The sequence below is a fragment of the Xanthomonas sp. DAR 35659 genome, from assembly GCF_041242975.1.
Classification (GTDB): domain Bacteria; phylum Pseudomonadota; class Gammaproteobacteria; order Xanthomonadales; family Xanthomonadaceae; genus Xanthomonas_A; species Xanthomonas_A medicagonis.
This window is the reverse complement of record NZ_CP162488.1, coordinates 2,606,484-2,619,759: the sequence shown is the minus strand read 5'-3', so window position 1 is coordinate 2,619,759 and position 13,276 is coordinate 2,606,484. Positions and strand designations below refer to the sequence as shown.

Genomic DNA, 13,276 nt, shown 5'->3' with positions numbered 1-13,276 from the left:
CGACATGCAATCAGCGAAGGATCTGCTGCGCCAGCTTTCCTCGATGGGAGTCGAGACGTATCTGGACGACGGCAAGCTCAAGACCCGTGCCGCCGCCGGCGTCATCACGCCCGAGATCGCCGCGCTGATCCGGCTGCACCGCGATGCGTTGATCGCCGCGCTTTCCGCGGAACACGATGCCGCAAGCGGCGCGCCTGCGCTGACCCCGAACATGCGCAGGCTGTGGCTCGCACAGACCCTGTCCCAGGCGGGCGCGATGTACAACGTGCCGCTCATCGTGCGGCTCACCGGTGAACTGCACGTTCCGCGCCTGGCGCAGGCGCTGTCGCGCATCGCGCGCCGGCACGAGGCATTGCGCACCAACGTGGTCGAACGCGACGGCGAGATTTTCGCCGTCGCCTGCACGGACGAGCTGCGGCTGGCGCAGCATGCGCTGGAAGCCGGCGATGACAGTGCCGCCGAAGCCATCCGGCTGGCCTCCGCGCTGGCCGCCAGGCCGTTCGATCTGTCGCACGACCTGCTGATTCGCGCGGATCTCATTCGGGTGACGGCGCAGCACCACGTGCTGGTCCTGTGCATGCACCACATCGCCGCCGATGGCTGGTCCTGCGCGCTGCTCATCAAGGAATTGCAGGCCCTCTACAACGCGGGCGATGACCAGGCCACGATCCTGCCGCCGTTGCGTATGAGCGCTGCCGCGCATGCCCGCTGGCTGGCCTCGCCGGAGCACCGGAACAACGAAGCGGCGCATCTGGACTACTGGCGTGGACAACTGCGCGACAGCCCGGTGGTGCATGCGCTTCCCCTGGATCATCCGCGCCCGCGCATCCAGTCGCATGAAGGGCGCGAGTGCCTGCAGACGATCTCTCCGGTCATCGTCGCCGCCGCGCGGCGGGCGGCATCGCACCATGGCACGACGCTCTACTGCGTGCTGCAGGCCGCGCTGACCCTGATGCTGGCGCGCTGGAGCAACGAATCGGACATCGTCATCGGCACCTCGTCCTCGGGCCGCACGCGCCCGGGAATGGAGGACATGGTCGGCTTCTTCGTCAATCCGCTGATCTTGCGCAACCGGATCGATCCATCGTCCACGGTCGCCAGCCTCCTGGACACCACGCGACGCGTGCTGCTGGAGGCATTCGAGCACCAGGAGGTGCCCTTCGAACGCATCGTGGAGGAACTGGTGCCGGTGCGCTCCACCAGCCACGCTCCGGTGTTCCAGATCATGCTGGACTTCCAGGCGGCCAGCGCCGCTGGCGTCGAACTGGACGGTTTGCATTGCGAGCTACTGCCCAGCGGCACCCTGGGCGCCAAGTACGACCTGGAGATCACCGCGGTCGAAGCCGCGGACAGCCTGCATCTGCGCTGGATCCATGCGCTCGCCTTGTTCGACGAGACCACCATCCTGCGCCTGCAACGCGGCTTCGAGACCGTCCTTGAGGCGTTGACCGGCGATCCCGCCGCCCGCCTCGGGACATTGCCGTTCCTGTCCGCCATCGACCTGGCGCACATCGGCGCCGCGGGGCGCGGACCGGCGGTCGAGGTGGACAGCGCACCGCTGCATGTCCGCTTCTCCGCCATCGCCGCGCAAGCGCCCGAGGCCATCGCCGTCGAATGCGACGGACGCGAGTACAGCTACGCCGATGTCGCGTTCCGCGCCGCGGGGCTCTGCCGGTATCTGGTGCACAGGGGGCTGGAGCCCGGTGGACGCGTCGCACTCTATCTGCAACCGGGTGTCGATCTGGTGGTGGCGATCCTCGCCGTCCATCAGGCCGGGGCGGCGTATGTCCCCGTGGATCCAGCCTATCCGCGCGACAGAGTGACCTACATCCTGGCCGATGCCGCCACGCAGTTCGTCCTCTGCGGCGGGCGCGACCTGGAGGCGGACTGGCCCCAGACCCAGCAGGTGGTGGCGGTCGACCAGGTGGCGCTGCATCCGGCGCATCCGGCGCATCCCGACACAGCGGCCAGCACGCAACAGCAGGCGGACCGCGCCGCCTACGTGCTTTATACATCGGGCTCGACCGGCCGCCCGAAGGGTGCGGTCATCAGCCACGCCGCGCTGAACAACTATCTGGCGCACGCGCGGACCTATCTGCGCGAGGACATGCGCGGCGCCGTCGTCAGCTCGTCCATCGGCTTCGATGCCACCATCACTTCGCTTTTGACCCCGTTGCTGGCCGGCCAGCGGGTGAAATTGCTGGGAAGCGACCTCGATGCCGTGTTCCGTGGGCTGGAGGAACATCTGTTCGACGATGCGCATGCGTGGCTGTTCAAGATCACGCCGGCGCATCTGTCCGCGCTCGGCCATGCGTGCGCGGGGCGGGCGGCATCCATGGCCCGGCACGTTCTGGTCATCGGCGGCGAACAGCTGGATTACGCCGTCCTGCACCAATGGCGCTCGCGCTGGCTGCCACGCGCCACCTATGTCAACGAATATGGCCCGACCGAAACCGTCGTGGGCTGTTCGGTGTTCACCATCGACGCGCACAGCGGCGATCTGCCGACGACCGGACCGGTCGCGATCGGGCGCCCGATCGGAAACGTCGGCATGTATGCGGTCAACGACGGACGCCTGGCGCCTCCAGGCACCGCGGGCGAGCTGCACATCACCGGCGCCGGACTGGCCGAGGGCTATCTCAACCTGCCCGCGGTCAGCGCCGAGCGCTTCATCCAGCTCGCCGACGTGGAACAGGGCGCGCGCGCCTATCGCAGCGGCGACCTGGTGCGACTGCGTCACGACGGCAACTTCGAGTTCATTCGCCGCCTGGACGACCAGGTGAAGATCAGGGGCTACCGCATCGAGATCGGCGAAATCGAATCGGCCCTGCGCCGCCTTCCGGGGGTGCGCGAGGCGGCCGTGGTCGTGCAGGGCGACGCCGCGCAGCGGCAGCTGGTGGCGTTCGTGCAGACCGATCCCGACGACGCGCAGGACGTGCGGCACGGGCTGCGCCAGCAACTGGCCGCGAGCCTGCCGGAGTACATGGTGCCGACCCTGTTCGAGCGCGTCGCGCAGCTGCCGTTGACGGTCAACGGCAAGGTGGACAAGGCGGCGCTGCCGCGCGTGCAGCGCTCCGGCCCCGGCTCGGCCGAGGCGGCCATGCCGCGCTCGCAACTGGAAGCGGCACTGGTCGCCGTGTGGAAAGACGTGGTCGGTCACGACGCCATCGGCGTCCATGACAACTTCCTCGATGCGGGCGCGAACTCGCTGCTGTTCGTCAGGTTGCGCGCGGAGATCCAGTCGCGGCTCGGGCACGCGCTGGACATCACCGCGTTCTTCGAACATCCCTCGATCGCGGCGCTGGCCATGCACCTGGATCCACAGGCCGCGCGCGCGGCGGTGATGGCGCAGGGCTCGCCGGACGCTCCGCACGCCGGCCGCAACCCGCAGGCACCGATCGCGATCGTCGCGATGGCGGGCAGATTTCCCGACGCGGGCGATCCCGACGCACTGTGGTCGAACCTGCGCGCAGGCCACGAAGCCCTGGCAACCTTCAGCCAGGCCGAACTGCAGGCCAATGGCATCGCCGCGGCGGTCGCGGCGGATCCAGCGTTCGTGGCGTCCGCCGCGCTGCTGGAGGACGTGCAGTCCTTCGACGCCGGGTACTTCCGGATGACGCCGCGCGAGGCGGAGATCCTCGATCCGCAACACCGCGTGCTGATGGAACTGGCGGTGGAGGCGCTGGAGTCCGCAGGCTACGGGAACGGCGCGCAGGCCAGGCACTGCGGCGTCTTCGTCGGATGCGGCGAGAGCACCTACCTGGCCAACAATCTGCTGTCCAACATGCGCCTGGTGCGCGACCTGGGCCTGGCGGTGATGCATGCCAACAGCAATCACTATCTCGCCACGCGCATCGCCTACAAGCTCGACCTGACCGGCCCTGCGATCAATATCGCCACCGCCTGTTCCACCTCGCTGGTCGCCGTGCACCAGGCGGTCGCGAGCCTGCGCCGCGGCGAGTGCGCCATGGCGCTGGCCGGCGGCGCGGGCATTTCCGAATTCGGACCCAGCGGCTATCTCCACCAGGAGGGCGGCATCGAATCGCCGGACGGTCACTGTAGAGCATTCGACGCGCAGGCGCAGGGCACGCGCGGCGGCAACGGCGCGGGCCTGGTGCTGCTCAAGCGCCTCGAGGATGCGCAGCGCGACCGCGACCCGGTGCTGGCCGTGATCGTCGGCAGCGCATCGAACAACGACGGGGCGCACAAGGCCGGCTACACCGCGCCGAGCGTGAGCGGCCAGGTGGCGGTGATCCAGGCCGCCCTGCAGGACGCGGGCCTGCAAGCGCGCGATATCCAATACGTGGAGACGCACGGAACCGGTACGCCGCTCGGCGATCCGGTCGAGTATCGGGCGCTGCGCAAGGTATTCGACGGCGCAGCCGCCGACAGCTGCGTGCTGGGCACCTTGAAGCCCAACATCGGCCATCTGGATGCCGCCGCGGGGGTAGCCGGGTTGATCAAGGCGGTGCAGGTGGTGAGGCACGGCGAATTCCCGCCCTGCCTGCACTATGCCGCGCCCAATCCACTGATGGACATGGCGCGAACGCCGTTCCGGTTCCCGCAGCAGGTGCAGGCCTGGACGCCGCAGGACGGCGCGCCGCGCCGCGCCGGCATCAGCGCATTCGGCATCGGCGGCAGCAATGTCCACGTGATCATCGAGCAGGCGCCACCGCTGCCGGCACGGCCGCAGCCGACCACACGCCCCCAGATACTTCCGCTCTCGGCGCTGACTCCGACCGCATTGGACGCGGCCATCGCCGCCCTGCGCACACGGCTCGTGGCGGCTCCCGAGCAGTCGTTGGCCGATATCGCCTTCACCCTGCAGGAGGGACGCCAGGCACACGCATGGCGGACCTTCGTGGTGGCGGAGGAGATGGACGACGCGGCGGCCGGCCTGGCGCGGCTCGCCCAGGCCGGCGTCCGCGAGCGCGCCGATGGCACGTCCGCGGCGGTCTTCCTGTTCCCGGGGCAGGGCGCGCAGTACGCCGGCATGGGCCTGCAACTGCTCGATGTCGCGCCCCGCTACACGCAAGCCTTCGAGGCGTGCCGCACCCTGGTCAAGCAGCACGCCGGCTTCGACCTGCGCGCCCTGCTGGCAGGGGACGAGGAGCGCCTGCGCGCGACCAGCGTCGCGCAGCCGCTTCTGTTCACGGTGTGCCATGCGGCCGCCGCCGAACTGATGGGCAGCGGTGTCGTTCCCGACGCGATGCTCGGGCACAGCCTCGGCGAGTACGTGGCCGCCTGCATCGCCGGCGTGTTCTCGCTGGAGGACGCCGTCCGCCTGATCTGCGCACGCGCCAGGTGCATGGAGCAGAGCCCGCCCGGGGCGATGCTGGCGGTCGCTGCCGCAGCGGAGCACACCCGGCACCTGGTCGCGTCCGGCACGCTCGCGCTGGCCGCGCTCAACGGCGCGGACAGCCATGTGCTGTCCGGCCCCCACGCCGCGATCGGCCAGGCCGAGGCCGCACTGGACGGCGCCGGCATCGCGCACCGTCGCCTGCAGACCTCGCATGCCTTCCATTCGCCGATGATGGATGCCGCCGCGCAAGGGTTGCGCGCGGTGCTGGCGACGATTCCGCTGCAGCCGCCCCGGCACGCTTTCGTCTCCAATCTTACCGGCACGTTCATCACGGCCGAGCAGGCGTGCGATCCGGAGTATTGGGTGGCGCACATGCTGGCACCGGTGAAGTTCGAGCAAGGCGTGCAGACGCTGTGCGCCCATCTGGCCGCCACCAACTCCCGCGCGGTCTTCATCGAAGCGGGGCCCGGCAACGCGCTCGGCAACCTGGTGCGCCGCCATCGCGATGCCGCCGGTGCCGTCGTGCTGTCCTGCATGCGCGGTGCGCAGGACGCCACGTCCGACGCCCGGCACTGGAAGCAGGCGCTGGGCAGGCTGTGGTCCGCCGGCCTGGCCATCGACTGGTCCAGCCTGCGAGGCACGGAGCAGCCGCGGCGCATCGCACTGCCGACCTATCGGTTCGACCGTGCGCGCCATTGGCTTGCGCCGCGCGCGCCGCTGGCGACCGCCGCGGCCGCCAGCGGCACGCGTTCGACGGAGGCGCGCGACTGGTTCTACGTGCCGCAGTGGCGATTGGTCCCCAACCTCGGCGACGCGGGCGCGGACGATGCAACGCTCGCCGATGCCTGGGTCGTGCTTGCAGACGACCTCGGCCTCGGCGATGCATTGTCCAGGCGCATCGCCGCGCACGGCGGCATCCTGCTCGCGGACCAAGGCGGGGACGGCAGCACGACCTTCCCGGACGACGCGCGGCGGGAGGCACTGCTGCAGGATCTCGACGGACGCCCCTCCGTCGCCATCGTCTGCCTGTGGCCGCTGCACGCGGTGACCGCGATGGACGAGCACGCGCGGTTCGCGCAGGACCAGCGCCGCGTGCTCTATCCGCTCCTGCGCCTGCTGCAGGCGATCAACGACCGTCATCCGCGCCTGGCCGTGCAGCTGGCCGTGGTCACCGACCGTGCGCTGCGCGTGACCGGCACGGAACTGATGCGCCCGGCGCTGGCGACGCTGCGCGGCCTGTGCCGGGTCGCCACGCAGGAATTGCCGCAGATGTCCTGCCGCCTCATCGACATCGACGCGTCGGCGCTCGCCGATGACAGCCAGCGCGAGCGCATGGCCATCCGCCTGTGGCGGGAGATGACCTGCGCGACGGGCGTTCCCGAGCTGGCGTTGCGCGGCAATACACGTTGGCTGAAGCAATACCGCCCACTCGCCGAGGTCGCACCGGCACCGTCCCCGATGCGCCTGCGACGCGGCGGGCATTACCTGATCACCGGCGGGACGGGCAGGATCGGAATGGTCCTGGCTACCTGGCTGACGCAGCAGTTCGATGCGCGGGTCAGTCTGCTCGGTCGCCGGGAGCCGGCGTCCGCGGCGCTAACGGATGCCGGCGGCGGCATCCGCTTCCTGCATGCGGACGTGGGCGACCGCCAGGCCCTTGCCGCCGCGCTGGACGCGGCCGAGCAGGCGTTCGGCCCGGTCGCGGGCGTCATCCACGCCGCCGGGGTGGTCGCCGATGCGCTGCTGCCGTTGGCGCAGACCGACGAGACGGCCTGCGCGATCCATTTCCTGCCCAAGGTCGCCGGCCTGATGAACCTGGAGTCGGTCCTGCGCGGCCGCGATGTCGACTTCTGCCTGGTCATGTCGTCGCTGGCGATCGAGCTGGGCGGACTTGGCTTCACCGCCTATGCGGCCGCCAACGCCTTCGCCGATGCATTCGTTCAGCAACTGCGCAACCAAGGGCACGAACAGTGGTTCAGCGTGGCCTGGGACGGCTGGAACTTCGGCGCGGACACGACGCCGGGCACGGCCCACGCCATGCGGCCGGAAGAAGGCCTGCGCGCCTTCGCCGTGGCCATGGGCCATTGCGACCAGCCCTGCCTGATCAATTCCACGGCCGACCTGGATGCGCGCTTCGCCCGCTGGGTGGGGTCGCTGGCGGACGTGTCCGCCGGCGGCGACGCGCGGGACCCGGCGGACGCGTCGCAGGCGGCCCTGCCGCCGTCCACCGAGCGGGCCGTGGCCGCGCTCTGGCAGGATGTGCTCGGCATCCACCCGATCGATCCGCACGCCAATTTCTTCGAACTGGGCGGCGATTCCCTGATCGCGACCCGCCTGGTGGCCAAGATCCGCGCCCGCTTCAACGTCGCGGACCGCGTTTTCTCGCTCTCCGAATTCTTCGCCAACCCGACCGTCGCGCACATCGCCACGCGCATCGATGGCCTGTCGGTCACCGACCGCTCGTCCTCGATGCGCGATGCGCTGCGCGCGACGCAGACCGTCGAGGAAGGAGAGTTCTGAGGTGATCGATCGTCAAGCATCCCTTGCGCCGTTGCTGCAAGGACCTGGCCCAGGCATCGCCGGGGTCGTTCTGTGGGGGCAGTCATGAAGAAGGTGGAAGGCATCATCGAGCGTGCGCTGCAGGCGCAGGTCGCGCTGTATCTCAAACAAGGCAAGCTCGCCTACACGGCCGCCGATGGCGCGCTGTCGGACGAGTTGCGCGCGGAGATCGCCGCGCACAAGGGCGACATCATCGCGTATCTCGGCGCAATGGCGGACGCGACCGACGCCGACGCCGGCACCTGGCCGCTCGACGCCGCTCCCGACGCCGAGGACCTGCCGCTTTCGCTGCAACAGCAGCAGGTGTGGCTGGGCCACACCATCAGCGAGCAGGGCCAGTACAACATCACCAACACCTTCGACATGCGTGGGCCGCTGGACCACGACGCGCTGCGCCGTACCCTGGAGGTCATCGTCGAGCGCCACGCGATCCTGCGTACGCTGTATGCGCCCGGCGAGGACGGCGGCATCGTGCAGCGCGTGGTGGATGCGACGCGGTTCCAGTTGCACGTGATCGATCTGAGCTGGCTCAACGATGCCGGGCAGCAGAAGGAACTGTCCGCGCGCCTGGCGACCGAACGGTCCAGGCGGTTCGATCTTGGCCACGACCTTCCTCTGCGGGTGGCGTGTTTCATTTGTTCGTCGGGGCGCCACGTCCTGTCGATCACGATCCATCACATCGCCTCCGATGGCTGGTCGCAGGAACTGCTGGTCGCGGAGATCTGCGCCGTCTACGAGGCCCTGCGCGCAGGGATCGCGCCACGCCTGCCGCCGCTGTCGCTCGGTTACGGCGACTACGCCTACAGCCAGCGCCGTGCGCTGGCGCAGGGCCGATTCGCACAGGAACTGGCGTATTGGAAGGCGACCCTGGATGGCGTGCCGAGCGCGCCGCTGCTGCCGACCGACCTGGCGCGCCCGCCGGTGTTCGTCGCCTCCGGCGCGACGGTGGAAACCCGGCTCGACGCCGGCGACCTGGCCCGGCTGTCCACCCTGGCCAAGCAGCACAACATGACCCTGTTCATGCTGATGCAGGCGATCCTGGCGCTGATGATCGGGCGTTGGGCCGATCGCGACGACGTCGTCATCGGCACCCCCATTTCCGGCCGCGACCGCGAAGCGACGCACGGCATCGTCGGGCTGTTCGTGAATGTGCTGCCGCTGCGCACCCGCTGCCCGGCGCAGGGGCCCTTGGCAACGTATCTGGCGCAGTCCCGCGAGCGCACGCTCCAAGCGCTGTCCATGCAGGCCTTGCCGCTAGGGTATCTGCTGGAGTCGCTGGACATCGAGCAATCGATGGGGCACTCGCCGCTGTTCCAGACCGTGTTCAATCTGCAGAACGCCGTGGACGCGGCGCCACGCCTGGGCGAGGTCGCGCTGTCCGCGCTCGCGCAGCCGCCGCTGATCAAGTACGACCTGGAGATCGTGGCGCTGCAGGATGCCGACGGCCTGACGCTGAGCTGGAAGTATGCCGATCGCCTGTTCCTGGCGGGCACCGTGCAGATGCTGGCCGACGCCTGTCTTGCCGCCTTGCGGCAACTGGCGGCTGGCGATGTGGAGGACGTGGCCGCACTGGAGTTCCCGGGACTGGTCCCGCGCACCACGCGCATCGGCGACGGGCCGGAGGATGCGCTCAGGCAGGCGCTGGCGATCGCCCAGGACGCCTTCCCCGGCTGCCCGCTGGCCTGGATCAGGCAGGGCGGCAGCACGGCGCCACGCCACGTGCTGCACCTGTTGGCCGATGCGGCGCCCGACGCCCAGGCGCTGCGCCAACGCCAACTGGCGGTGGAGCGGCAGGTCGCAGCGACGCTCGGCCAGGACTGGGTGCCGCATGCTTGGTCGCTGGTCGGCGCGGATTGTCTGCGCGGGGCGGGCCGGCTGGACCACAGGAAATTGCCGACGGTGCACTTTCCGCTCGAGACGGAGGCGCAGCGGCGGGTCGCAGCCGTGTGGAGCGAGATGCTCGAATGTCCCGGCCTGGGCCTCACCGACGACTTCTTCGACCGAGGCGGCAACTCCATCAAGGCGATGCGCGCCACCTCCAGGCTGTCCGAACTGTGCTCGGTGGAAATGCAGATCCGCGACATCTTCGAGCACACGGTCCTGGCCGACTATGCGCTCGTGCTCGAGGCGCGCGGCCTCGGAAAGCGCCCGCTGATTCCGGTACGGCCGGCGGGCGCGCGGATGGCGCTGTCGTTCGCCCAGGAGCGGGTATGGTTCATCGACCAGCTCAACGGCGGCAGCCCCGAGTACAACATGCCGGCGCTGTTCCAGCTGACCGGGACGCTTGATCTCGATCTCGCCGAACGCGCGATGGGGTTGGTGATCCAGCGCCATGAAGTGCTACGCAGCGTCTACGCCACCGACGACGACGGCGTCGTGCAACGCGTGCTCGAGCAAGAACGGTTCCATGTGCTGCGCCACGATCTGGCGGCGCTGCCGCCCGGCGAACGCGAGCCGCGCCTGTCGCGGCTCATCCAGGAGGAACTGACGCGTCCGTTCAACCTGGCGCAGGACCTGATGGTGCGCGCGACCTACTTCGACACCGGCCGCGACGGGGCAGGGCATGCGCAGGGCGTGCTGCTGTTCAACGTGCACCACATCGCCTGCGATGGCTGGTCGCAGGATCTGCTGGTCAACGAGTTCGTCGTCGCCTACCGCCATCTCGCTCAGGGCGGCGCAGCGCCGGCCTCGCTCTCGATCCAGTACGCGGACTATGCGCACTGGCAGCGGCAATGGATGGGCAGCGATGCGTTCGAGCGCCAGTTGCAATACTGGCTCACCCAACTGGCCGACGCGCCGCCCGTCCATGGCTTGCGCCTGGACCGACCCCGGCCTGAGACCAAGGCGCATGTCGGCAGCAGCGTCATCAGCCGCGTCCAGGCGGCGGAGGCCGCCGCGCTGGAGCGGCTGGCGAAGCATTTCCAGCTGACCCCGTTCATGCTGACCCACGCGGCGCTGGCCCTGGTGCTGGACCGTCACAGCCATGCCGGCAAGGTGCTGATCGGCACGCCGGTGGCCAATCGCCACCAGGCGCAGACCGAGCAGTTGATCGGCTTCTTCATCAATACCCTGGTGCTGCGCCTGACGACCGCGCATGCGACCCTCGGGGACTTACTGGCCGAGGTCAGGCAGGTGCACCTCGACGCGCAGTCCAACCAGGACATCCCGTTCGAACTGCTGGTGGATCGCCTGCAGGTGCAGCGCACCCCGAAGCACACGCCGTTGTTCCAGATCATGCTGAGCGCGGATGCGGACTACGGGCTCAAGCGCGGCGACGAACGGGCGCTGCTCGAAGTACCCGGCGCGCAGGTACGGACCTATGCCTTCGAAGGCACCGGGGTGAAGTTCGACATCGAGATCCACAGCCGGTGGACGCCGGATGGTGCATCGGTCAGCTGGACCTACGACCACAGCATCTTCGACCGCGCCAGCATCGAGCGCCTGGACGCGCATCTTCACCAGATCTTCGGTGCCCTGGCACGGCTCGCCCAGGACACCGACGCCGCCGGCGCGACGCCGCTGCGGCAGTTGGACGTCCTGCCGGCGACGCAACGACGCCGCGTGGTTGAGGAGTTCAACCCGGCATGGGTCGAACGCGCACAGTTGCGCCCGGTCCACCACGCCATCGCGGCGCAGGCCCGCGCCACGCCGGACGCACCCGCGGTGATCGCCGGCGACACGCGCTTGAGTTACGCGACGCTAGAGCGGCTGGCCAATCAGCTGGCCCATCGCCTGGTGGCCGCCGGCGTCACGCCCGAGTCCAGGGTCGCGCTGTGCATCGAGCGCGGACCGGAGATGGTCGTGGCGGTACTGGCCGTGCTGAAGTCCGGAGGCGCCTACGTTCCGCTCGACCCGGGCGCTCCGGCCGCGCGTCTCCACGCGCAGTTGAACGACTGCCAGCCGGTGCTGATGCTGACGCGGTCGTCGCTGGCCCTGCACGACGCGCCATGCCCGGTGCTGCCGCTGGATGGCACCGCCGCCGACATCGCCGGGCTGCCCGAGGACGAGCCAGCGGTGCCAGGCCTGACGCTGGGCACCGCCGCGTACGTCATCTATACCTCCGGCTCCACGGGGACGCCGAAGGGGGTCGTGGTGGAACACGGCGGTCTGGCGAACTATCTGCACTGGGCCGTCGACCACTACGCTGGAAACGCGCGCATCGACGCGGTGGTCTCCACGCCGCTGGTCTTCGACGCGACCGTGACCAGCCTCTTCGTGCCGCTGCTGGTTGGCGGCGCACTCACGCTGTTGCCGCAGGGCCAGGAGGTGGTGGAGCTGGAGCGGCATTTGTTGGCGGCCCCGTCTCCCTGCCTGGTCAAGATCACCCCGGCGCACCTGGCGGTCCTTGGCCACGGTCTGCAGGAAGACAGCTGCCCGCCGCATCTGTTCGTGGTGGGCGGCGAAGCGCTTCCCAGCGCCACCGTGGCGCGCTGGCGCGCGGTCTCCCCGGCCTCGCGCATCATCAACGAGTACGGCCCGACCGAGACCGTGGTCGGCTGCACGGCCTTTTCCGCCACGGACTGGCTAGGCCACGCCGACACCGTGCCCATCGGCCGGCCCATCGCCAACGCCTCGATCTATGTCCTCGATGCGCTGGGAGAACCCGTACCGGTCGGTGTTGCCGGCGAGCTCCACATCGGCGGTGCGGGCGTCGCCCGCGGCTATCTCAATCAGCCGGCGCTGACCGCCGAGCGCTTCGTGCTCGATCCGTTCAGCGCGAAGCCCGAGGCGCGCATGTACCGCTCCGGCGACGTGGCGCGATGGTTGGACGACGGCGTGCTGGAATTCCTTGGCCGCAACGACGATCAACTCAAGATCCGCGGCGTGCGCATCGAGCCTGGCGAGATCGAGGCTGCCGCGCGCCACTGCGCCGAGATCGCCGAGGCCGCCGTGGTGGCGCGCGAGCTCGTCTCCGGTGGCGGCCTGGATCTGGTGCTGTATGCGGTTCTGCGTCCCGGCGCCGCGTTCGACGCCACCGCGCTGAAGGAGGCGCTGTCCGGCCGCCTGCCGGCGTACATGCTGCCCGCCGCGATCGTGTTCCTGCCTGCGCTGCCGTTGACCGGCAACGGCAAACTCGACCGCGCGGCGTTGCCGCTGCCGGTTCCGGCGCCGGACGCGGACCGGCAGTCGCCGCCGCGCAGCGAGATCGAGCACATGCTGCATCGCGTGTGGCAGGGCCTGCTGCCGCATGCGGTGTTCGGTTGCGACCAGGACTTCTTCGCCGTCGGCGGCAACTCGCTGCTCCTGGCCAGGCTGCAGAGCAGGATCCGCGCCGAATGCGAGGTGGCCGTGCCGGTCGGAACCCTGTTCGCGCATCGCAGCATCGCCGCGCAGGCTCGCATCATCGAGCGCTTCCTGGCGGTGGCCAAGGCGGAAGAATCACTCGACGAAGACATCGTCGAAGAGGAGATCTGA

The 13,276-nt window shown here is 69.6% G+C and carries 2 protein-coding genes; both read left to right on the top strand.

Annotated features, from left to right (window positions below; translation table 11 throughout):
* Positions 1 to 4 precede the first annotated feature (4 nt).
* The gene (locus AB3X07_RS11120) at positions 5 to 7,822 is read left to right on the top strand and encodes an amino acid adenylation domain-containing protein (RefSeq protein WP_369944552.1); all 7,818 of its coding nucleotides are present in this window, start codon (positions 5 to 7) and stop codon (positions 7,820 to 7,822) included.
* A gap of 84 nt (positions 7,823 to 7,906) precedes the next feature.
* Positions 7,907 to 13,276: an amino acid adenylation domain-containing protein gene (locus AB3X07_RS11115; RefSeq protein WP_369944551.1), complete on the top strand. Its 5,370-nt coding sequence runs from the start codon at positions 7,907 to 7,909 to the stop codon at positions 13,274 to 13,276.